Here is a 22,310-nt window from a genome sequence, read left to right on the forward strand (position 1 = left end):
CTCTCGAATTAGCGCAACCTATGTATATTATATGCCCTGTATGATGGATTTTTCCACATTCGTTTCGGAAAGCTATTTATCTTTGTTCAAAATAATCCGGAGGTACCCCATAAATAGAACAGGCTAATGGGTTTGTTGATTTTTCTTCCCATTTAGGATCACTTAATACGTCAAGAGCATTTTCATATCCGGTTTTCATGCGCCGCTCAATAACCGCGCTCCCAAAATTATAATCTTTGAAGGAATGGGCAAAAGGTGAACCCCGATAAATAATATGTACTACGCTAAATCGCTTTTGATTACCTAATTGCAAAATTTGTTGTATCTGAGGATCATTTTGGGCTTCAGGGGTTAAATGTTGCCCCAAAATCGTAATTGCGGCCTGTAAATTTTGTCTGCTACTGTACACATTCGTTAGGCGGCGAGAATGACTGGCATAACGAATGTCTTTTTGTCGCTCATCTACCTGATCCATGTTGCTGGGCAATTGACCTGCTAAGCTAAAGCAATCGACAACAAAGCACAATGTATCTTCTTCAGGTAATGCATCAAGTACGGTAACTAGAGGGGTATTTGCATAGATCCCGCCATCCCAATAATAATTGTCACCTATTTTCATAGCAGGAAACCCGGGGGGGAGGGAACAACTGGCCATAATATGATCCGGAGTAATGGTCATTAATTGATTATTAAAAAAGGTCATTTCCCCTGAAGCAACATTCACCGCGCCAAGACATAGGGTGACTTCTTTTGAATTAATTCGATCAAAATCAATTACTTTTTCCAGGGTGTTGCGTAATTCTGAAGTGTCATAATAGCTTAATTTATCAGGAGTTCCTGTTGTAAATTCATTAGGAGTTAAATAACGAGGTTTAAAAAAGCCCTCTAAACCAAATAAAATAACATGCATCGCCGTAATGCTGTTATTTAAATGGCGGAAATAATCAAAAGAGCTCCAAGGGGAAAATTGATCGCTCCATAGCTTAGGAACAATCGTATCCCAAAACTCCATTAATTTTTCGATCTGCTTTTCGGGGGGATTTCCCGCCACAATAGAACTGTTAATTGCCCCAATAGATACCCCGGAAAGATAATTAGGGATATAACCCCGTTCATGAATTGCTCGATATGCCCCAACTTGATATGCCCCCAAAGCACCGCCGCCTTGAAATACACAGGCAATTCGCTTGTATGTTTGCTTTTCGTGGATTGGCTTATAAGGCATATTAATTATGCCAAGAGCTTGTTTTTGTACTTGTCCTTTAGTTTTTTTCGCCATCTTTTTTTGGTCCATCAATAATTACTATATTAAACAAGTATATACTGATTAAATGATTTTGTAGTAGGTGAAGTTTATTTGTTATATACCAAATGCGTAAAAAATTAATTTCATGGATTTATTGCCTTTTATCTTGACTATGTGAGTAAATTTGTTACTATACGCCTATTCTTTTATACATAATATTTGGAGTTCTCATGGAACTTAAGTACGAATCACCACCCATAACTGAGCAAAAACCAAATGATTTTGTTCCTATTTTCAGAACGGAATTACCCAGTTATTCTCATTTAAGCGCTATTGAAGGATTTCATGCATTTTTTGAAAATAAGTTGCCAGGATCTTGGTTGATTCGTGAAAGTAGAGTTCCAGGAATGATATCGGTTACGTTTAAAAAAGAAGATGGTAAAGTTGCCCATACTCGTTTTGCTTTTAACGGTGACAAATGGATTAAGGTAAGTGACAGTATGCGCGATAAGCATATGGGAGGCTCATTAATACTTAATTATCAGTTCTTTGATAGAGCCAATGTAAAATCAAAATTAGAATTGTTATTTGAAGCGATTTATGCACCTACTTCTTCATTTGTCTTCATTAGCGAAAAAATGATTGAACCAGTTGAAGAACAGATCACGCGACAAAAAGCTTATTACATAGACGTTGCGGGATATGTGCCAGCGAAGCAAAGGACAGATGAACATGTTATTTATGCCAACCTGTTACAGTCATTGGAAAAAGTCCAAGGAGCTATAAAAGGCTGTATTTATGTTTTAAATGCAGGACAAAAGCTTATAAATACTGAGATGAATAGCCTGGATACTATTCAAACTTCATACAGTAGAACTCAGTTATCGCATATGTTACGCAATGTGAGTAAGCCGTTTCAATCAAATGTAAAAGCTCAAGAACTTAAAGATTTATTCGAATCCTGGTTAGATGCTAATAAATTAACTTTTGACCTACTATGTCCTGTATTGCACACGCTTTTTGAAGAACCTTATTATGTTGTTGAAACAGGTATGGTTTATGATGCGGCTGCCTTATTTCATGATGGAAAATGTTTGAAGGCTTGTCCATTAACACGTACTGAAATTGAAAATAATCCGGTTCACTTTGAAGGTTATCGTAGGAAATTATACGAAACCTTAGAACTGTTTTTTGATTTAATCCAACTTCATCAAGCTAAGGTGAATTTGGCTCAAGAGAAAAAGGAAGAATCTAGTAATTTATCTCTTTTTTCCATTTTTACACCAGCAGATTCAGGGGAGGCATCATCTGCATTGAAGACGTTCTCAGAGGGTGATGCGGTCGTACAGATAGATAATTCTCAAGTGTTAGAAGCTGAGGCTAATCTGACCTCTACTAATACCCTCTAATAAGTTCTACATAAGCTACAAACGATATTTGTAGCTTATTGTATCTCTTTGAGTGTAGCCTCAGATGGAAAACACCTGGGGCTACACTTCTTCTGCTATTGGCATAATTTAGTTCGGTCGCTTTCGGTGTTATGGCAATATTTCAATAACTTTCGCCAGCCATTGCTTGTTATCCGCTCGGATAATAGTATTTTTGCGTCCATAAAGTACTTTATTTAAATCGCAAGGCATTAATGAGATAATTTCCTTGGTGCAGGCTGTTGTGAAATACTCTCGATTTTGGGTAAGTGTCTTGATGTGGTATTTTTCTAAGAGCTTACCAAAAGGAGTATTGCTATGACGTATTTCCTTAATAATCTCTTTAGGTAATGCATTAAAATTGATCTTAATGAATGCCAACTCAATGATTTGCGTTTCCCCTTTTTTTTGTGCATAGGCTGCATTATTTCTCTGCTTATGGCGATCAATTAGCATGGTAATGGTTCGAGAATAATTATTTTGAGCTACGTCAAAATGGGTGGACTGCGTTTGGATAATTGCTGTTCGTTTGTAATAGTGTTCCAGTGTTTGAGTCATTAATGGTTGGGTTAACAACAGATTATAAGGGTGAGGGAGTTTTGATTGCCCTATGTTGGTAATTGAAAGGGCTTGAGTGCTGGAGGCTGTTAGGATTAATAGCAGGCCTGAGGCGAAGAGTTTTTTTAGCATTGTGAAATTAAATCCTTGGGTAAATAGAAGATAGTGGTAGGTTGGGGCTTTTTACCCCAGCCTATGTGATACTACACTCTATTCTTTAATTTATAATACATAATTGCCAATGGCTCTTTGGCAAAATAAAGAGTCAGATATTTATTATTAGCCCAGCATATACTTTTGGTTGCTGGAGAGCCTACCGCATTAAGTCCCGCTTTTTTGGCAGCAAGCAGGGAGCGGGGAAGGTGGAATGGTTCTGTTACAATAATTATTGAATTCATATGCTCCTCATTTAATATTTTTTTAGAGAACAGCATATTTTCATAGGTTGATGTCGATTCCGACTCAAGTAAAATGTCTTTTTCAGGTACGCCGAGAAACATTGCAATTTTTTTCATTTCCTGCGCTTCATTGGCGTTATCTTCTTTATCTACTCCTCCCGAAACAAGCAGCTTAGGAGCGTAATTTGCTTTATATAATTCAACGGCATGTTCAACTCGGGCGACCAGACAGGGGTTAATTACCTGCTCGCGATTGATTTTGGAGCCGAGCACTAAAATTACATCCGCTTGTTTTTTATTGTCATGCTCTGCGTTTTTAGCAACGTAAAAAGCAAGTAGTAAATAAATGACTGCGGGAATCAAGAAGATAAGAAAACAAAAACGAGTTATTATGGTATAGTTCATCGATATTATTAAGTTAATTTTTTGCTGTATTTTTTGCGAGATTGATAATTATTGCAAGATATTCAATAAAAAAAAGGATTATCATGGCTAAAGCTATTTTCTGGCGTAACTTGCTTGTGCTTATCTTAGTTTTTTCAAGTGTTCCTGCTCCAGCAACCCAGATAAATCCGAGCAGTATCAAAAACCCAAAAGAAATTGTTGTGCTTATCCATGGGTTAATGCGTACTTCACTTAGTATGCGTCCATTAAAATCTTTTTTAGAGGGGTATGGATATCAGGTTTATTTATATAGTTATCCTTCGCCCCGTTATTCGATCCAACAGCACGGGATCCGTTTAAAGTATTTCATTGATGATTTAATTGCTCAAAATCCGGGAAAAAAAATTAATTTTATTACCCATAGCCTTGGAGGAATTATCACTCGTGAGGCGGTATCGAAATTAAAACCCAACCAAGTGAAACAAATTGGCTGCTTAATCATGTTAGCCCCTCCCAATCAGGGGTCGAAGTTGGCTAAATTATCGACAAAAATATTTCCGTTATTCACATCACCCATAAAACCTTTAGCTGAGCTAAGTTCAGAGCAATCTTCTTATGTACATCGAGTACCTGTGCCGAAAATTAAAATGGCAATAATCGCAGGAAAATATGATGCCAAAGTTCCTCCTGAATATGCGCGTCTGAATGGGCAAATGGAACCTATTGTTATTAATACAAATCATATGGTTATCATGAATAACGCAAAGGTTCGAGAGCTTATTCTCCAGTTTTTAGCGAATGGGACATTGAAAAATCAAAAAGTAAGAACATATAATTAATAGTGCAACGCACAAAATTTATACTGTTTTTGCGCTAAATCATTTGCAATTCTAGTATTCTCAACTATGTTATAACAAGGACCAGTTTGAAAAAACTGGATAAAAAACATGTGGAGATTCGCCCAAATGAATAATAACTACTATAAGATCAATGGTAGATTATCTCACACAAATAATTTTATCTTACCTCCTGATTTAATGAATTTTTTGGTAACTATGGAGCGTTTTGTACGCGATCGTCGACATGAGCTCCTTTTAGCTCGACAAAAAAGACAACTTGAGTTTGATAAAGGCGTATATCCTAATTTTTTAGAAGAAACTGCCTCTATTCGTAATGATAATTGGCGAGTAGACAATACACCGGCTGATCTGCAAGACAGAAGAGTGGAAATTACAGGCCCCGTAGACCGTAAAATGATCATTAATGCATTAAACAGTGGTGCAAAAGTATTTATGGCTGATTTTGAAGACTCCAATTCTCCGACATGGGATAACTGCGTTGATGGACAAGTTAATTTATACGATGCAGTCCGTAAAGAAATAACCTATACAGATCCGCAATCCAATAAGCATTATAAGCTCAATGACAAAACAGCAGTTCTCATTGTACGTCCAAGAGGCTGGCATTTGGACGAAACTCATGTATTAATTGATGAGAAACCCATGTCTGCATCATTATTTGATGCACTAACCTATCTTTTTCACAATGCAAAAACTTTATTAGATCAAGGTACAGGCCCTTATTTTTATTTACCCAAACTGGAGTCTCATTTAGAAGCCCGGTTGTGGAATGATGTGTTTCTTAAAGCGCAAGAGCTGCTGGGTTTACCACGTGGCTGCGTCAAGGTAACCGTGTTGATTGAAACCATTACAGCGGGATTTGAAATGGATGAAATCATTTATGAGTTGCGTGATCATATTGTTGGTTTAAATTGTGGCCGTTGGGATTATATATTTTCGTACATTAAAAAGTTCCGCAATCATAAAGAATGTTTATTACCTGACAGACAGCAGGTGACTATGACCAGTCACTTTCTTAGCTCTTATGTTAATTTATTAATTAAAACCTGTCATCGTCGAGGTGTACATGCCATGGGCGGTATGGCGGCGCAAATCCCAATTAAAGGAGATGAGCGTGCAAACCAAGAAGCTATGGAACGGGTTTATGCCGATAAACGACGAGAAGCTCTTGCTGGTCATGATGGAACCTGGGTTGCCCATCCAGGGCTTATCCCTGTAGCACTAAAAGCATTCGATGAATTAATGCCTGCAGCAAATCAATTATCAAAAATACCTGAAGTATCAATTATGGCGCAGGACTTATTAACGGCTCCCTCAGGAACGATTACTGAAACAGGTGTTCGAAACAATATTACGGTTGGATTACTTTATGTAGAGGCATGGTTAACAGGTAATGGTTGTGTTCCTATCCGTAATTTGATGGAAGATGCGGCTACTGCAGAAATTTGCAGGGCCCAGTTATGGCAATGGTTAAAATTTTCAGCTTCATTAGACAATGGAGTGGCTCTCACTGTCCCAATGCTTCATCAGTGGTTTGATGAAGAGTACAACATGATCATGCAGAGTCGTGGTACAGACAAAGCAAGTTCAGAAGCGTTAACAGATGCCAAAGCGTTAATGGAAGAAATGATATTCAAAGAAACTTTTGATGACTTTTTAACCACAAAAGCTTATTCCCATTTAATTTAGTGAAAGGATCATAGCATGAAAATCCAAGAGCAAATTGATGAATTAAAAAATGATTGGAGCAATAACTCCCGATGGAAGGGTATAACTCGTACATACAGCGCAGAAGACGTGGTTAAACTAAGGCCATCACTTAAAATTGAGTACAGTATTGCTACTCATGGTGCCGAAAAATTATGGGACATGCTGCAAAAAAATGAACTAGTAACCGCTTTAGGTTGCATGACGGGTAACCAAGCAATACAAGCGGTGCAGGCCGGATTAAAGGCTATTTATTGCTCTGGCTGGCAGGTCGCAGGGGATCAAAATAGCTCCGGGCAAATGTATCCTGATCAAAGCCTTTATCCAGTAGATTCAGTACCTAATTTGGTGCAGGCAATTAATAATGCGCTAAGACGAACTGATGAAATTCATTGTTTGGAACAAGACTATTCTATTGATTGGTTTGCCCCAATTATTGCCGATGCTGAATCAGGATTTGGTGGTAACTTAAATGCATTTGAATTAATGAAGCATATGATTCAGGCCGGTGCTGCGGCAGTGCATTTTGAAGATCAATTATCTTCCGCTAAAAAATGTGGGCATATGGGAGGTAAAGTCCTGGTTTCCACAACGGAGGCAGTGCAAAAGTTAATTGCTGCGCGTCTTGCAGCAGATGTTAAAGGCGTTCCCACATTAATTATTGCTCGTACTGATGCAAATGGAGCAAATTTAATTACGAGCGATTTTGATGAAAATGATATTACCTTCTTAACCGGAAAACGCTCTAAGGAAGGATTTTTCTATGTAAAGTCAGGATTAGAGCAGGCAATCAGTCGTGGTTTAGCTTATGCTCCTTATGCGGATCTTATTTGGTGTGAAACTTCAAAACCCAATATTGCTGAAGCAGAAGAGTTTGCGCGAGCGATTCACCACAAATTCCCAGGCAAACTATTATGTTATAACTGCTCGCCCTCATTTAATTGGCAGGCTAATTTGAGTGAAAAAGATTTACGTACATTTAGAGAGCAATTATTTGAGATGGGGTATAAGTACCAATTTATTACCCTTGCAGGTTGGCATAGTTTGAACTTAAGTATGTTTGAAATTGCTAGAGAGTATAAAAATGAAGGAATGTTTGCTTATTCACAAATGCAACAACGTGAGATGCAACAAGAGAAATATGGCTTTAGAGCAACTAAACATCAAAGTTTTGTGGGTACTGGTTATTTTGATGCAGTGCAAAATGTGATTATGCAAGGTCAAAGTGAGACAACAGCATTAAATGGTAGTACGGAAGATGAGCAATTCTCTAAGTAATCTTAACTGATTGCAAGCACACAGGATTGAGCTGGGTGCTTGCAAGTCTTATGAAAGTTAACTTAAAGTGTGCAGCCTCTCTCTAATTCAGGAGCAAATCCACTTTTAGAGGTAGTACATTTGGTAAAATGCCCCATATTTCCATAACATAATGCAGAAATAGATACTGGCATTCTATCATTTTCGATTTCTATGTTTACTCTTCCAGGCTCAACTTTCATTTGGCCCATGGAGCAATAAGATTGAAAAACTTCCAAGCGTTCAGTACTGTTTGCTTTATGTTTTTTTAACCACCGCTTGTACTCTCGTTCAAATTCAGTATCCGAGGGAGGATTGTGAATATTTGAATCAGCTAGTACTGACTGCAGTAAAAGTTGATTTCTATCATCAAGTTCCTCTCTTCCCTGAAGATGCTGGCAGATATTTTGTTTCATCTTATGCAAAAGCCTGCCTAACTCATTCGTTGCATTGATATATTCCTTAGAACTCTTATCTTGGCTCACAATACACGTATCAACACATGCTTTTAATACTTGATAATCTTCTTCTTTTATCAATTTCGTTTTAACGGCTAAAGACTTACGCGAACCTTGTAAAAGTAATTTTTCTACTTTGTCACTTTCGCTAACTGGATCATATGCTTCGCTAAATCCATGAATAGAAAAAGATTGCTGAATTTTAGTCTCCAGATTATTCAGCTTTCCTTGCAATATAGCCATCGAAGCAGGCTTATCACTAACATGTTGATGCATGGGCACCATTTGATTTTTTTGTCTATACTCAAGAGCTGTTAACCCCTTTAAGCCATTACATTGTAATGCGCTTATTTGCGTTATATTAATTTCGTGGTTGGAAACTAAAGACACAACGGATTTTACCACTTCATCGGATAAATCATTAACGCCTGCAGCCCCATGAGTATTAAGCACGATATGGCATTCGTCATATTCTGACAAAAGAGCTTGATGTAAAGGCTCTAACGCACCATCAATATTCATAAGTTTTTTTTGCTTGCCTTCAACTGCGCTCACGGCAATATCAACAACAGTATCTTCGCTAAATACAGCTCTGACCGTTTCAGCATCCTTAGTAACTTCATTATCCCATAGCAATCTTTGTTCATTTTTTGTATAATCGGAGTACGACGTATAGATATGGATACAGAGCTTTTTCATTTTACACCACGCAAAGTTAGTTACTTCTGTCTTTGATACTACTGTATGTATCATTAAGGAATCCTTAACAGCAAGTTTTTTTTTACAAGAGGTTATTGATGTATACATTAATTATAAGCAGTTTATACGATAAGTCCTTGAAGGATCAGGAAATGCTTAATCAGGAAGTAAGAGAAGATAGTCAAACTGTTCAGGAAATATTCCCTGGTAAATGTTTCGAAGTAATCGTACCCGCCGGCTCTTCATTAACAAGGAACCAATTAATAGAGCTAAAAGATGAGCTGTACAACTTGATGGCTAAGCTCAAAAATAGTAATGCTACAGAGGTAAATATTGTACTTAATACTCATGGGTCACCAGGTCAATATGATCTAGACGCATCATTTATTAACACACTAATTCAGCAACTTTCTGCAGAAGACATAAAAATTAATACGGTTTATGCGCTCATGTGTGACGGTTTTACTAAACGAAAAGCTTCTGATGGTCCTACGGCACTCTATAAAAGTAGTTTACTTTTCCAAGACGCTTCTCCTCTTAAGCCGTCTTCCATGGAAATTTTACGTGTCAAGCTTAATAATCTTGAAACGAAAATGGTACAGTATTTTCCCATTAAGGGTTTTGCATATCCTTATACACCAAGCATAGCGAAAAGTATGATTATAAAATTTCTTCGTGATGAAGATGTAAGTGCAACTGTGTACGTACGCACTATAGAGCAGAAAGAAGTCGATTACGACAATTTACTTAGCTACATTGAAATGTTACGTAATGAAAAGAGAAATCCTCAAACTCCGGCATACATTCAAGCGTCTAATGCTTTAGGTTTATTAATCCATGAAATAAAAAAACATATTGATGAGTATCTTATCGGCTATGATGAAAAATTAGATAAAGGAAGTATTCCTCTATTTGCATCAGTGCTTAATTTTGCAAAACTGGATTCTGAGGAACTGACGTTTAAACAGTTTGATAATAATTACAAGCGATGGTTAAAGGAGTTTAAGCTAACCAGCCCCACACGATTGGATCTTCTTCAAGAGTATTGTAACTATCAGAAAGGTTGTAAAAACGAGCCGACTTTATTATTAAGAGAGAATAGTCAATTTACATTGTTTTCCTGTAAGATTGATCTGCGTGATGAGCCTAAGCTAAGTGATGAACCTGTATCAGATGCTGAGCGCCAGCAAAATCCCGGCAAGAGCCACAAGTTTTAAAACTAGGCTGATTTTTGAATTTTAATGAATGTACTATTTGTTGCTTTTGCATGAGCATTTTCAATTATACGTTCAGCAAAGAACGTAGTATCTTTGCTGAATAAGACTATGCTTGAGCATCGAGTGCCATATTGGCGACTGGGTATATTAACAGAAATGGGGCTTAGCGCGCGTTCAAACTCTAAAGGCACACCAGTTTGGGGTAATAAATCTTCTGGGGCATGTTGATGATTTTCCAGGATAGGAAATAAAAGGGTATAAATTTCTTTTGGGGTTTGAACACTTAATAGCATAGGTGCTATTTCCTGAAACATTTCTTTTGCTTTTAAAACCTTATACGAAGGGGTATCTAATAAATGGTTGCTAAGGCCATAGATGCCTGGTTTGAGCTTTTTAATTTTATTCTCTATATTTGAAAAATAAATAAGCTCGCGCATGGTACCGACTAATAAGTTGAATCCATTATAATTTTCTGCTGTTGGGGCTATCTCGTGTATGTAGTCTCTGGGAGCGGGGGCATTTTTTAATAAATAATTTTTAGCTAAAAGCCCTCTTGATAAACGCTCAGGGTTATAATGGCTGGGATCTCTGTAATTAGTAATTAAGGAAAAACGTCCTTGTGTATTAACCCCAAGCCAGGTACCACCGCTTACTAAATCTTTACCTGCGAAAACTCCTGGTGCCTCGTCCCAATAATGAGCAGGGGCAGTTGCTCTATTATAGAACTCATCCCGGTTTGATAGAATCATCAGAGGATAAAGAGGATGCTGTTCAATCACTATTAATGCAAGACACATGATGCGCTCAAAAAAGGTAAATTATCTTTACTTAACTGTATAGTATATACTGAATTCAATGAAAAATTTCCACAGGTTCTACTTATGGATATTCACTCAATTATCGAAAAGCAAAGAGCATTTGCAGAGGCTGGGATTGCTAAGGATATTAATTTCCGTAAACAACAACTACGTAAACTAAAAAGCCTTATTAAAGAAAATGAACCTCTTCTTTATCAAGCAATTCACAAGGATATAAAAAAATCCCAGTTTGAAACTTATTTAACTGAATTGGCATTGATCTATCAAGAAATTGATACAGCCATTAAACAGGTTAGCAAATGGGCAAAACCTAAAAAAGTAAAAACGGATCTGGCCAACCAACCAGGAAAAAGCTTTATAATTTCTGAACCTTATGGAACTACTTTAATTATAGGAGCTTGGAATTATCCTTATCAGTTGACTTTTGTACCATTAATTGCAGCCATGGCTGCAGGCAATACAAGCATTATTAAACCAAGCGAGTTGCCGCTAAATACTTCATCTGCGATCGCTCATATTATTAACCAGCATTTTGATCCAGCCTATCTTTACGTAGTGGAAGGAGATGCCGAAATAACGCAAAAATTGTTGGCGCATCGCTTTGATAAACTATTTTTTACGGGCAGCACTACGGTAGGTCGAGTTGTGGCTAAAGCAGCGGCTGAGCATTTGACTCCTGTAACTCTAGAGCTTGGGGGAAAGAGTCCTTGTTTAGTTTTTGCTGATGCTAATTTAGAGCGTTCCGCACAACGCATTACTTGGGGTAAATTTTTAAATGCAGGCCAAACCTGTATTGCTCCTGATTACGTATTAGTTGAGGAATCAATCTATCAACCGTTCCTTGAGGCGCTTAAAAAACAAATTGAACAGATTATTGGTTTAAATCCTCTTGAGAGCGAAGGTTATGTGCGTATTATTAATCAGAAACACGTAGAGCGTTTAAAAAAACTGCTTGATCCACAAAAATTATTCGTTGGAGGGCAGGTTATTGAAGAGGAAAACTATATTGCACCAACGATTTTAAAAGACGTTCGTTTTACAGATGAAATTATGAACGAAGAAATTTTTGGTCCTATTTTACCTGTTATTCCCTTTACTGACTTATCTGCGACGCTACACGAAATAAAAATTCGTCCTCGTCCTTTATCGCTTTATGTATTTGGCAGGGATGCGGCGGTACAGCAACGAGTTTTACATGAAGTTTCTTTTGGCGGTGGCTGTATTAACGACGTATTAATGCATATTACCGGCTCACAACTTCCTTTTGGTGGAGTTGGTGAAAGCGGTATGGGAAGCTATCATGGGGAGGCTGGGTTTAAGGCATTTAGCCATTTCAAAGGCATTTTGAAAAAGCCATTTTGGTTTGAGGCGCCAATAAAGTATCAACCTTATACGGATCTTAAGTTAAAAATTATTAAGGCATTGTTTGGGTAGAGTAATAGGTTGTTTTACCAGGCATTGCGGGGGATTTACAGAAGGAGGCTATTCTATAATGGTTCACAGCGCACGCAATTTAATTAAATAAAAAGCTATTGTCATTGCGAATGAAATGAAGCAACCCAGTACTGAGTTTTAACAAAGTATCGTTCTGGGTTGCCTCGCCAAGGCAGCAATGACGAAATTCGTATTATAAGCTCCTTAAGATGACATCTTTTAGCGTAAGCTTTGCGGTCTAAATACTTAAATTATTCTCCAATTCTTCTTTATCTACGGGAAAATCAACTGTCCATGGAAGCTTAGGAGTAGGTAAAACAGTTTTAGAACAATAACGGGCCAAATCCTCCGCCGAAATATGATGAATATCAAATTCTTGCTTTAATAAATCTTCTCCATTTTCAAAATCATTAATCACAGTTAGGGTATATTGATTATTCTCTTGCTTTGAAAATTTTAATAAGTCTGATTGTTCATCCCAATACAAGGATTTACGACCTTGATCGGTAATAACACCAACTATCGTTTTGTTATCACGTATATTCAGCGGCATGGGATGAAGTTGCAGTTTAAGCATGTTGAATGCTGCAATATTTGTACTTATGGGAACTAAATCGGATTGTGTTTGATGGAACCACCCTTGGCGCGATTTTTTATCAAGGACATAAACATTGTCTATTTGGCTCACACGAAATTCCTCGCCATCTTGTAACATTGATTCCCCTGTTATAGGTACTGGGTAACGTGGTGATGAGGAGCCTAATCCGGGATCGAGTAAAAAACTTTTTTCATCAAGATTTACGACTAAAATCAAATGTGTGTGAGGAAATGCAAGCATTTCAGGTGCATTTACCCGGGCTCCTAAAAGAGCATGAGCTGCGCAAAAATTAACTTGATAGCCTATTTGAATTAGAGCATCAGCAAGTAAGGCTGCTGTTTGAAAGCAAAAACCCCCATGCTGATCATCAGAAAGTAATGAGTTGTAGTCGAAAAAAGAAATAGGGGCTCTTTGAATGAGATGGTATTGAGAAATCTTGCGTAGTTCAAAATTGGAATAGGGGAATGTTTTAACGTGCGCAAAATAAATGTCATTTAATAAATTAAGACGCTCAGTGGGCGATAAATCAATAAGTTCCTCAGGAACTGTGACCTTTATTTTTTGGAGATATCGCTCTAAATTAATTTTTTTCATGATTTATCCCTTATTCAATATGAATAGTAGCTTGTAGCATCATCTATGCATTTTTATAAATGCTCTAAGGGCAGTGCGGTTGTCTCACAAATGCTTCTTAAAATAAAACTAGAGTGAACACTACTTACGCAATTAATACGTGTTAACTGCTCTAACAAAAAAGCTTGATAAGCATTTAAATCCGGTACTATTACTTTTAACAAATAATCTGCTGATTGCCCTGTAATCAAGTAACATTGTACCACCTCGGGAAGAAAACGAATATGCTCTTCAAATTGAGCCATCACAGCGGGTTGGTGGCTGTTTAGTCCCACTAAAATTACCACTGTTAGATTTAAACCTAGTTTTTGAGGTTCAAGAAGTGCAACTTGTTTTTTAATATAACCATGCTCCTGTAGTAAGCTAACTCGACGAAGGCATGATGAAGGAGATAAAGCAACGCGCTCAGCTAACTCTTGATTACTAATCTGACAATTTAGTTGCAATGTTTCGAGTATCTTTTTATCAATTCGATCAAGTATCATTTTATTTTAAGAAGTATCATTATTATTTACTATAATAGCATTTAATTTCATTTTTTAATAAAAATTTGAAATTAAAATTCAAATAAATCATTTTTTGATTAACTTTTGAAAAAAAATTTCAATGCAAATACGATACAATGTTTATTGCTCATAGAGTATGCAAAATGTGTTTTACGTTGCTTTATTTTGAGGATGATTATGTCTGTTTCACGCGTTGTCGCCTGGTTTGTTTGGATTATCGTTTCAATTTTTTATGCCTATCAATATATATTAAGAGTAATGCCAAGCATTATGCTTAATGATATTACTACCCAGTTTCATATTAATGCGACTGAGTTTGGTCAATTTTCAGGGGTTTATTATCTTGGCTATTCCTTGCTGCATTTACCTATAGGTATTATGTTGGACCGTTTTGGTCCCCGTAAAGTAATGACTGGTTGTATTTTGCTGACCGTAATCGGGTTACTACCGATTATTTTTGCAGAGCATTGGGCTTATCCATTAATTGGCCGGGCTTTAATTGGTATTGGTTCTTCTGCGGCAATTTTAGGTGTTTTTAAAATAATTCGCATGACCTTTAATGAACGTCTTTTCCCACGAATGTTAAGTTTATCCGTTATGATAGGACTGCTTGGTGCGATTTATGGCGGTGGCCCAGTAAGTTATTTGTGTCAGTGGTTGGGTTATAAGAGTGTAGTTGAGATATTTATTGGAATGGGCCTTCTTTTGGCATTAATTACTTGGTTCATTGTACCTGATGCTAAACCCGTTCAACATGAATCGGTTCGTGCCAATGTAAAGGCTATTTTTACAAATAGTAAGATTATGATGATGTGTTTTTTTGCAGGCCTAATGCTTGGACCTCTTGAAGGATTTTCTGATGTCTGGGGACCTGTATTTTTAAAGGAGGCCTATCAATTAAATAGTGCTACAGCTACTTATCTGCCTTCAATGATTTATTTGGGAATGTGCTTTGGAGCGCCAGTATTAAGTTTTATTGCTGAAAAAACAGGTTATTACTTAGGAACGATTATCGCTTCGGGGATAATTATGTGCTTAATCTTTGCCACATTAATTACCGGCATTTTAGCAGTACCCAGTATTACCATAAGTTTTGCCCTGGTAGGAGTCTGCTGTGCTTATCAGATTTTAGCCATCTATAAAATATCAACTTATGTTCCTGAAGATCTTGCAGGTTTAGCCACCGCAATTGCGAATATGATCATTATGATCTTTGGTTATGCCTTCCATTCCACCATTGGGTTTGTAATTAATGCTTATGGAGGTGTGAATGAGCCGCAAGCTTTTGTTTATGGAATTGGAGTGATTCCTGTAACTTTGGCTGCAGGGGTAATCGGTTTTCTTATTTTGGCTTATCAAGAAAAATCTTATTCAGCTCAGGTTAGTCCAGCCTAAGTAATTTGTTTCTCGCATGGTAGCCAAACAACAATGTGGCTTTTCTGAATGTGGCAATTAATACGTGCCACATTCAGCTTTTATTCGCCAAAGTTGTAGTCACGGGCGTATTGGATTAGTGAGTCTAAAAAGTCTTTTCCTTCTTGAGATAAACCCATATCAGCAGCCATCTCGGTTTGAATGATGGAAATTATCTGATGAGGGGTTATATTCGCTTGAGCTTTAATTGCCTCAGCAATATTCATAAATAACGCCTTATCTCCATGCTTAAATAATAAGCTGCGCTCAATTACCGGTAAACGATCCGCAGGGTCACTATTTATAAGGCAGGAATATAATTGCTTCTGTAACGGGATCGCACTTTTTAGTGTTTGATAAAGATTAAGTATTAACGCTATATTTTTATTATTTACATTCGTCATATCATAACAAGGAATTCCATGTTGCACATACCAGGAGAGAATTTTACTAATGGTAGGAATATGTTTTTGATAGATCGCAAGATGTAAGGTTGAAATAAAGCCTGTATTCATTCTAGGCTCAACTCCTCGCGCCAATAATAAATCCACTAAATGGTAGTGTTGTTGACGAATCGCGTAGTCAAGTAAGCTAACACCTTGATGTAACTGTTTAAGATTAGCTCCATGATCAGCAAGTAAGGTTGCTAATGGTAAAGAGCCGTTTTCAATTACCGTTAGAAAGCAGGATAATTCTCCCGGGCTATTAGCCCGCGTTGAGGCACCATATTGGAGCAATAATTGAGCCATTTTAAAATTATTCTGTAGGCAAGCGATATAAAGAGGGCTCATTAGGGAGTTTGGTGTATTTACGGTAGAACTCAATGCGTTAGGATCTGCTCCACCATCCAATAATTGTTTCGCTAAAGGCAGGTTATTGGACCAAGTTGCCCGATGCAGTAAAGTGGTGCCATATTGGTCGGTTTCATAAACAACATTGCGATACTGGATTAGGAGCTCCAGGATCTCGGTATTTTCATTACGAAGGGCGCACATTGCAGCGGTATGATTTGCATAAAGTGGGGCAAATACAGCACCAAAAAACTCAAGAGCCTTCAGGCTTTTATCAGCAGGGGCAACTAGTTTGCGAATTGGCTTTTTAAGCCTTAGATCCACTCGGGCATTATTTTCTAATAAGTAATGCACTACTGCTGTATGACCTTTTAGTAAGGCAATAAGAATAGGAGTCATTCCAGTAGACGAACAGGCATTAATATTTGCGCCGTGCGTAATTAGAAGTTTTACCTTGTCTAATTCACCAAAATTGCAAGCAATATAAAGAGGTGTAACGTTCTCAATGGAGTGAAATAATGATTCACCAGGTTCTTTAAGCTGTATTTTTTTCCTAACAGGCTGGTTGACATCAGCTCCATGGTCAATCAGTATTTTTGCAATGCTTACGGTTGCATAATGAAGCGCTGAAAACCCTAATCCATCTCTAATATTCACTTCAGCACCACGAGCCAGCAAGTCTTCTATATTTTTCTTTGCGTTAGCTATAACTGCTAAATGCAGAGGAGATAAATAATCAGTTGGATAATCACCCGGCTCTGCCGTAGTAATTTGTGGCGCAGTTTTGTCCTCAATAAATTCATTACAAAGTTCTTCCAGCACTTTAAAATCAAAAAGAACGTCTTTATTTTGTTTAGGAATTATTACCCCTAACGGAATGTGGGTGCCTTTAGATTCATTCTTATAAACTGTATTAAGTATATAATTGGCTAAGGAATCAACCGAGGTGAAGGGCGAGGTTTTTTTTAAGTGACGTGAATTATAATAGATCCATTCATTGGAGGTTAATCGATGATAAAGAGCAAAAACCTGCCTTCCTGTACTCATTAAAATGGGGGTATGGGCTGGAAGTTTACTTAATAGCTCTATAAGTTTGGCTTTAGGCATAAGTTGATAAGATTCAAACTCAGAGCGAGCAGGGGAATTTGCATCTAAAAGGGCACCAAGTCCTAAATGCCGATTTTGGATGGATTCCAGTCTGTTAATTAGCTCATCCATGAGAGGATCATTAGGAATTTCTACACTTAATAAACAATGTCGCTCTTCGGGGCTGATGTGCAAAGAGGAAACCAATTGTTGAATTTGATCATAAAAATTTAGGCTTCTAAGGCCTGGGAATTGCGCTAAGAGCTCTTTATATTTCTCGTTAGCTCGGAGCCAATCCGGAGTTTCCTTTAGCCGCAAAACCTGCTCTAATAAGTGCTCATCCTCGTTCCAGTCATTAATACTATCGATCAAATTATAAAATTTATTCCACTGTTCGGTACTTGCATGTTCACAGAACAAAAGGGATAACCCCAGACTATAACCAGGTATTAATGTATTTGTTTGTTCTGTGCGGCCTCGATTAATCTGATAAAAATTTATTTTATCATCGATTAGCCATTCTTGATTGGGTGGGCTCATAACAGCATACATCAAAGTTACCCTTATTAAGTATAGTCAGAATTTAGCCTGTTATTGAACCAGATAGCCCCGCAAATAATCATTAAGTTTTTAAATATAACAATAAATCATCATCTATACTTGGAGTGAATATTCTCAAAAAAATAGGTGGCTCTTTTTAATTGAGCCTTAATTCGACCTACAGACTGGGATAAAAAATATGATGAATACTACTGAAGTAATTTGGCAAAATGGGGTCTTTGTGCCTTGGGCTGAAGCAAAAACGCATGTTCTCTCCCATACGCTTCATTACGGTGGTGGTGCATTTGAAGGAATACGTTTTTATAAGACAGCGCAGGGGCCTGCAATTTTCCGATTAGAAGATCACATTAATCGTCTTTTTTATTCTGCTTCAGCATTAAAAATGGTTTTAGAATATTCCAAAGAGGAAGTTATTGATGCAATTAAAAAAGTAGTTGCGATAAATAAGCTTGATGAAGGATATATACGTCCTATTGCTTTTTATGGTTATGGAAAAATGGGGGTAAATCCCATTGGTAACCCAGTCATTTTAGCGATTGCTTGTTGGCCTTGGGGAGCCTACCTTCCTCATGAAAGTGTAGATATTAAGACAAGTTGTTACATACGTATTCACCCTGATTCAACTGTAGTTGATGCCAAACTTTGTGGACATTATGTGAACAGTATTCTTGCCTCATTGGAGTTACAGGGAACTCATTATCATGAGGCCTTATTTCTTGATAGTAGTGGCTACATTACTGAGGGCTCCGGTGAAAACTTTTTCATGGTTAAAAATGATGTGATTTATACACCGAAACTGGGTGGAATCCTCTCTGGTATTACTCGAAATACCATTATGCAATTAGCGAGCAATATTGGATTTAATGTCGTTGAAAAGAATATAACCGTAGATGAGGCTTATCAGGCAGAAGAAGCCTTTTTTACTGGAACTGCCGCAGAAGTTACCGCAATCCGTTCAATTAACGACAAGCATTTAGGTCAGGAAGCTGTGGGGCGTATTACTAAATTAATCAAATCCGAGTACATGCAGCTGGTTCAAGGTAAAAACAGCCAATTTCAGGATTATTTAACTTATTTAACTATGTAATTGTTTAGCAAAGGCAGGTGCCAATGAAAACCAAAATTAGTATGTTTATAATCCTATGCCTGTTTTATTATCCCTCATACTCTTTTTACAAAAACATTTTACCCAGTGATGCATCGACGACATTAACTACTCTCTATGAAAAAAATAAGGCGATTAATCAGGGAAAGCAGGCTTCTTATATTCCTGAGCTGGCAAAGGTTGATCCTGAGTTATTTGCCATCTCAATTGTAACTGTTGACGGGCAATCGCTGTCCGTAGGTGATGCCGATACGTTGTTTTCGTTACAATCTATATCCAAGATTTTCGCTTATGCCTTGGCTTTAGCGGATAATGGTCAGGAAGTTATTTTTAATAACATAGGCCTTGAAGCAACCGGCGAGCCGTTTAACTCCATTCGTTCATTAGAACAGAATACACCACATAATCCTTTTGTTAATGTAGGCGCTATACAAACTACGAGTTACATTAAAGGAGACAATTCAAACCAGAAATGGAATCGCCTCTTATCATTTATTGGAAGCTTAAGTGATGGTAAACCTTTTTTAAGCCAAAAAATTTATGCTTCAGAATCGCAGACCAATAGACGCAATCATGCAATAGCTCAATTATTAAAATCCCGGGATATGCTTATTGGTGAACCAGATGAGGTTTTAGATCGATACACCAAGGCATGTTCAATTATGGTAAATACCAAACAGTTGGCTTTAATGGGAGCCACCTTGGCAAATCAAGGCGTTAACCCGATCACCAAACAGCAGGTTATTGCACCTGAACTTGTACGTGATGTCTTATCAGAAATGGTAATAAACGGAATTTATGAAAAAAGTGGCTCTTGGTTTGTTACTATTGGTATTCCCTCTAAAAGTGGAGTGAGCGGGGGGATTATTGCGGTTATACCCAATAAAATGGCAATCGCGGTTTATTCGCCGCGTTTGGATAAGGCAGGAACTAGTGTACGGGGGCAGGCTGTACTTAAAGCACTTTCTCGTAAGTGGAAATTGCACTTATTAGATCGCTAAAAGATTCTCCAGCAAGATATTTATGTACCTAAATATTTGTAATTAGGAATTTTCTTGACGCAAACCTGGCTGCAAACAACCAGGTTATGTTGTGCGAGTTTTTACATTCCTAATGCTAAAGGTTCTTCTTCATGCTGTTGGGCTATCGGTTTATGCTCCTTAAGATTCGTTAAGCGCTCAAGCTTTTTCACTACCTTAGGATCTAACTCTAAATCATGGCTTCGCGTCGAAGTCACTGTAGCGTTCAACATACATGCCATTTTTGCCGGTGAGCTGGGTTGTACATCTTTGTGAAATCTACGTTCTAAAGCATCCATTGCATCAGCAATAGCAGGAATTGTCTTATTCAAACCTTTTTCCTCAGACCACCAACCTAAATCACTCAGTGCATCCCGGACATAATCTCCTGCTGGCGTATGATTTTTAAGCACATAATTTAAAATCGTCATCAATGCTTCTTGAGGAGCAGTATAATCTATGGGGAGCCCTTTTTTGGTATAAGACCATAGACCAAAGAAATTTCCTTGTAACTTATCATGGTATTTTTCTCTAAATAAGTGACACAGGGTTTCAGCAGTTTGCTCTTCGGGTGCGGAAACCTGATATTTAGCCAAGCCTTTTTTATCTTGAATGAATCGCTCCATCAATAACGCATGCATGGTTGCGGTAGGATGCACATCATCCCAAAACATATGTTTACATCCCGGAGAAGTTCCCTCTGGAGTAATTTGGAAATCTTTTGAAGCAATATAAGGTTCCTTCAATTTACTTTTATCAAAATATTGAGCATATTTTGATTGCTCGCCCTGAGTAAGAACCTCTTGATAAATTTCGCTAAAAACAGATTTAATATCAAAAAGCTCAACCGTACAATTTGGATGTCTTACTTTTAATTCATTAAATTTTAATTTGAGTTGAGTATTAAAATATTCAGAGACCTCCCGTGCATTGGCACGCTCTTCCTCGGAACTGTTTTGAAAGCGTGGCGTTAATGATAAATCGGGTAAGTTACATACCACAGCGTGACTGTAACCTTGGGCCAATAAGCGCTCCAAATTATCAATGGTTCCTTTTACCGCCAGATCAGCTGCATCTTTCATCGGTTTTGAATTGGCAGTAATTAAATCATTCGCGCCTGAAAACAAAGTAATTAAAGTTTTGTCTTTTTGCTCCTGAGTTATCTCTCGCTTCTCATTATTTTTTAAAAATTGAGTAATCTGCTCGGGTAGACTGGAAACAATTAAACGAGTAAAGAATAACTTTATTGCCGTAAATGGAAAAAAAGTAGAAAGAAATTTGGTTGACCCTTTGTAATTATGAGACGTAGAGCCGCCTTGGCTATTGTTTTCCAGAAAAACCTGACCGTTGAAATGTGCTTTACGTCCACTATCAAGCGTGTAGCTATCTTGTACAAAACGGCTATAACGAGAATCGGTAATAAATTTATCTGCTAAATCATCGCTGGATTCTTGAGGGACATTATCTAAGCTAGGTGAGTAGGCGTTCCTATCGCGAGCAAGAATGGCATCCGCAGCATCTGTGTTATCGAGAATAAAACCTTTAGCCTTAGGTTTAATTATATCTTGAGCAACGAATAAGTCCTCTTCAGCCTCTTGCTCTCTTTTCTTACGCTTTACCTGAACCGATTGCTCATAAACCTCATCCCACGTAAATTTTTTACGCTTGGCAATCACATCATCACTTATGTCCGCGTTATCCAGGTTATGCCGACTAAAGCCATGAGCTGAATCTTTTTTTATTTGAGCATCATTGGCAAACTTGCTCACAAGCCTTGCTTTTAGCGCATCAGCCCAGGTATAGCCATTAGTAAATCGTTCTTTAGGAGATTTATCTAATTGAAGCATTTTCAACCATAACCATCTTGCCCATGAACCTAAGAATGAGGCCTTTTCACCCATGTTTTTGCCATCAGAAAGACTGTCACCAAAAATAACAAAGTAATTTATTTCAGGTTTTTTGGGGGCATGAGTTTTTGCATATTCGTGAGGTTGTTTCGAGATTTTCATATAGTCAAAACCTGAGCAGAATGGGTTATTGTTGAATATTTTATCCGAAAATTATTAAGGTTTTATTAGGAAAAATTTACCCGGCTT

General features: G+C 37.5%; 18 protein-coding genes. 9 read left to right on the forward strand and 9 right to left on the reverse strand.

Going from position 1 to position 22,310, the window contains the following annotated elements; all coding sequences use genetic code 11:
* Positions 1–76: 76 nt before the first annotated feature.
* Positions 77–1,279, reverse strand: coding sequence for a patatin-like phospholipase family protein (locus tag BN3124_RS12360; protein ID WP_058535098.1), 1,203 nt, complete (start codon positions 1,277–1,279; stop codon positions 77–79).
* A 197-nt stretch (positions 1,280–1,476) separates the two neighbouring features.
* Between BN3124_RS12360 and BN3124_RS12365 the strand changes: the two genes are divergently transcribed.
* Entirely contained in the window at positions 1,477–2,655 is a 1,179-nt protein-coding gene (locus BN3124_RS12365; RefSeq protein WP_058535099.1) for a hypothetical protein, read from the forward strand.
* Positions 2,656–2,784: 129 nt separating this feature from the next.
* Here BN3124_RS12365 and BN3124_RS12370 read toward each other — a convergent pair whose 3' ends face one another.
* Positions 2,785–3,363 carry a hypothetical protein gene (locus BN3124_RS12370; RefSeq protein WP_058535100.1) on the reverse strand — a complete coding sequence of 193 codons (579 nt, stop codon included), beginning with the start codon at positions 3,361–3,363 and terminating at the stop codon, positions 2,785–2,787.
* A 71-nt stretch (positions 3,364–3,434) separates the two neighbouring features.
* Positions 3,435–4,034, reverse strand: a complete 600-nt coding sequence (locus BN3124_RS12375; RefSeq protein WP_058535101.1) for a YdcF family protein — start codon at positions 4,032–4,034, stop codon at positions 3,435–3,437.
* A gap of 83 nt (positions 4,035–4,117) precedes the next feature.
* Between BN3124_RS12375 and BN3124_RS12380 the strand changes: the two genes are divergently transcribed.
* The 3 genes from BN3124_RS12380 to aceA all read left to right on the forward strand — a co-directional run bounded on the left by BN3124_RS12380 (position 4,118) and on the right by aceA (position 7,858).
* Entirely contained in the window at positions 4,118–4,852 is a 735-nt protein-coding gene (locus BN3124_RS12380) for an esterase/lipase family protein (protein ID WP_058535102.1), read from the forward strand.
* Between the two features lie 126 nt (positions 4,853–4,978).
* Positions 4,979–6,562: a malate synthase A gene (gene aceB / locus BN3124_RS12385; protein WP_058535894.1), complete on the forward strand. Its 1,584-nt coding sequence runs from the start codon at positions 4,979–4,981 to the stop codon at positions 6,560–6,562.
* A 15-nt stretch (positions 6,563–6,577) separates the two neighbouring features.
* Positions 6,578–7,858, forward strand: coding sequence for an isocitrate lyase (gene aceA, locus BN3124_RS12390; RefSeq protein WP_058535103.1), 1,281 nt, complete (start codon positions 6,578–6,580; stop codon positions 7,856–7,858).
* Positions 7,859–7,920: 62 nt separating this feature from the next.
* On the opposite strand, the gene BN3124_RS12395 is transcribed toward aceA, so the two are convergent.
* Positions 7,921–9,033: a hypothetical protein gene (locus BN3124_RS12395; RefSeq protein WP_196398927.1), complete on the reverse strand. Its 1,113-nt coding sequence runs from the start codon at positions 9,031–9,033 to the stop codon at positions 7,921–7,923.
* A 98-nt stretch (positions 9,034–9,131) separates the two neighbouring features.
* Between BN3124_RS12395 and BN3124_RS12400 the strand changes: the two genes are divergently transcribed.
* Positions 9,132–10,250: a hypothetical protein gene (locus BN3124_RS12400; protein WP_058535105.1), complete on the forward strand. Its 1,119-nt coding sequence runs from the start codon at positions 9,132–9,134 to the stop codon at positions 10,248–10,250.
* A gap of 2 nt (positions 10,251–10,252) precedes the next feature.
* On the opposite strand, the gene BN3124_RS12405 is transcribed toward BN3124_RS12400, so the two are convergent.
* Positions 10,253–11,047, reverse strand: a complete 795-nt coding sequence (locus BN3124_RS12405; RefSeq protein WP_058535106.1) for an NRDE family protein — start codon at positions 11,045–11,047, stop codon at positions 10,253–10,255.
* A gap of 84 nt (positions 11,048–11,131) precedes the next feature.
* On the opposite strand from BN3124_RS12405, the gene BN3124_RS12410 reads away from it, so the two are divergent.
* Positions 11,132–12,502 carry an aldehyde dehydrogenase gene (locus tag BN3124_RS12410; RefSeq protein ID WP_058535107.1) on the forward strand — a complete coding sequence of 457 codons (1,371 nt, stop codon included), beginning with the start codon at positions 11,132–11,134 and terminating at the stop codon, positions 12,500–12,502.
* Positions 12,503–12,740: 238 nt separating this feature from the next.
* On the opposite strand, the gene BN3124_RS12415 is transcribed toward BN3124_RS12410, so the two are convergent.
* Both BN3124_RS12415 and BN3124_RS12420 read right to left on the reverse strand, forming a co-directional pair.
* On the reverse strand, positions 12,741–13,694 hold the full coding sequence (locus BN3124_RS12415) for an arylamine N-acetyltransferase (protein ID WP_058535108.1): 954 nt from the start codon (positions 13,692–13,694) through the stop codon (positions 12,741–12,743).
* A gap of 53 nt (positions 13,695–13,747) precedes the next feature.
* Positions 13,748–14,218, reverse strand: a complete 471-nt coding sequence (locus BN3124_RS12420) for an Lrp/AsnC family transcriptional regulator (RefSeq protein ID WP_058535109.1) — start codon at positions 14,216–14,218, stop codon at positions 13,748–13,750.
* 198 nt (positions 14,219–14,416) lie between these two features.
* Here BN3124_RS12420 and BN3124_RS12425 point away from each other — a divergent pair, with 198 nt between their 5' ends.
* On the forward strand, positions 14,417–15,634 hold the full coding sequence (locus BN3124_RS12425) for an MFS transporter (protein WP_058535110.1): 1,218 nt from the start codon (positions 14,417–14,419) through the stop codon (positions 15,632–15,634).
* A gap of 80 nt (positions 15,635–15,714) precedes the next feature.
* Here the strand turns inward: BN3124_RS12425 and BN3124_RS12430 are convergent, their stop codons facing one another.
* Positions 15,715–18,081 (reverse strand): ankyrin repeat domain-containing protein, encoded by a 2,367-nt coding sequence (locus BN3124_RS12430; RefSeq protein ID WP_058535111.1) that lies wholly within the window; start codon positions 18,079–18,081, stop codon positions 15,715–15,717.
* Positions 18,082–18,268: 187 nt separating this feature from the next.
* On the opposite strand from BN3124_RS12430, the gene BN3124_RS12435 reads away from it, so the two are divergent.
* Positions 18,269–19,177: a branched-chain amino acid transaminase gene (locus tag BN3124_RS12435; protein ID WP_058535112.1), complete on the forward strand. Its 909-nt coding sequence runs from the start codon at positions 18,269–18,271 to the stop codon at positions 19,175–19,177.
* 23 nt (positions 19,178–19,200) lie between these two features.
* Complete coding sequence (glsA, locus tag BN3124_RS12440; RefSeq protein ID WP_230849137.1) at positions 19,201–20,196, forward strand: glutaminase A; 996 nt, start codon at positions 19,201–19,203, stop codon at positions 20,194–20,196.
* A 101-nt stretch (positions 20,197–20,297) separates the two neighbouring features.
* On the opposite strand, the gene BN3124_RS12445 is transcribed toward glsA, so the two are convergent.
* A complete protein-coding gene (locus BN3124_RS12445) occupies positions 20,298–22,223 on the reverse strand; it encodes an SGNH/GDSL hydrolase family protein (protein WP_058535113.1) in 1,926 nt (641 codons plus the stop codon).
* Positions 22,224–22,310: the final 87 nt, after the last annotated feature.

It is taken from the genome of Legionella saoudiensis, assembly GCF_001465875.1.
Lineage (GTDB): Bacteria > Pseudomonadota > Gammaproteobacteria > Legionellales > Legionellaceae > Legionella > Legionella saoudiensis.

Coding starts and splice junctions, on each gene's coding strand:
- BN3124_RS12430 (WP_058535111.1), bottom strand. CDS start 18,081: ATGTATGCTGTTATGAGCCCACCCAATCAAGAATGGCTAATCGATGAT.
- BN3124_RS12425 (WP_058535110.1), top strand. CDS start 14,417: ATGTCTGTTTCACGCGTTGTCGCCTGGTTTGTTTGGATTATCGTTTCA.
- BN3124_RS12415 (WP_058535108.1), bottom strand. CDS start 13,694: ATGAAAAAAATTAATTTAGAGCGATATCTCCAAAAAATAAAGGTCACA.
- BN3124_RS12365 (WP_058535099.1), top strand. CDS start 1,477: ATGGAACTTAAGTACGAATCACCACCCATAACTGAGCAAAAACCAAAT.
- BN3124_RS12420 (WP_058535109.1), bottom strand. CDS start 14,218: ATGATACTTGATCGAATTGATAAAAAGATACTCGAAACATTGCAACTA.
- BN3124_RS12360 (WP_058535098.1), bottom strand. CDS start 1,279: ATGGCGAAAAAAACTAAAGGACAAGTACAAAAACAAGCTCTTGGCATA.
- BN3124_RS12370 (WP_058535100.1), bottom strand. CDS start 3,363: ATGCTAAAAAAACTCTTCGCCTCAGGCCTGCTATTAATCCTAACAGCC.
- BN3124_RS12445 (WP_058535113.1), bottom strand. CDS start 22,223: ATGAAAATCTCGAAACAACCTCACGAATATGCAAAAACTCATGCCCCC.
- glsA (WP_230849137.1), top strand. CDS start 19,201: ATGAAAACCAAAATTAGTATGTTTATAATCCTATGCCTGTTTTATTAT.
- aceA (WP_058535103.1), top strand. CDS start 6,578: ATGAAAATCCAAGAGCAAATTGATGAATTAAAAAATGATTGGAGCAAT.
- BN3124_RS12395 (WP_196398927.1), bottom strand. CDS start 9,033: ATGAAAAAGCTCTGTATCCATATCTATACGTCGTACTCCGATTATACA.
- aceB (WP_058535894.1), top strand. CDS start 4,979: ATGAATAATAACTACTATAAGATCAATGGTAGATTATCTCACACAAAT.
- BN3124_RS12380 (WP_058535102.1), top strand. CDS start 4,118: ATGGCTAAAGCTATTTTCTGGCGTAACTTGCTTGTGCTTATCTTAGTT.
- BN3124_RS12405 (WP_058535106.1), bottom strand. CDS start 11,047: ATGTGTCTTGCATTAATAGTGATTGAACAGCATCCTCTTTATCCTCTG.
- BN3124_RS12375 (WP_058535101.1), bottom strand. CDS start 4,034: ATGAACTATACCATAATAACTCGTTTTTGTTTTCTTATCTTCTTGATT.
- BN3124_RS12410 (WP_058535107.1), top strand. CDS start 11,132: ATGGATATTCACTCAATTATCGAAAAGCAAAGAGCATTTGCAGAGGCT.
- BN3124_RS12400 (WP_058535105.1), top strand. CDS start 9,132: ATGTATACATTAATTATAAGCAGTTTATACGATAAGTCCTTGAAGGAT.
- BN3124_RS12435 (WP_058535112.1), top strand. CDS start 18,269: ATGATGAATACTACTGAAGTAATTTGGCAAAATGGGGTCTTTGTGCCT.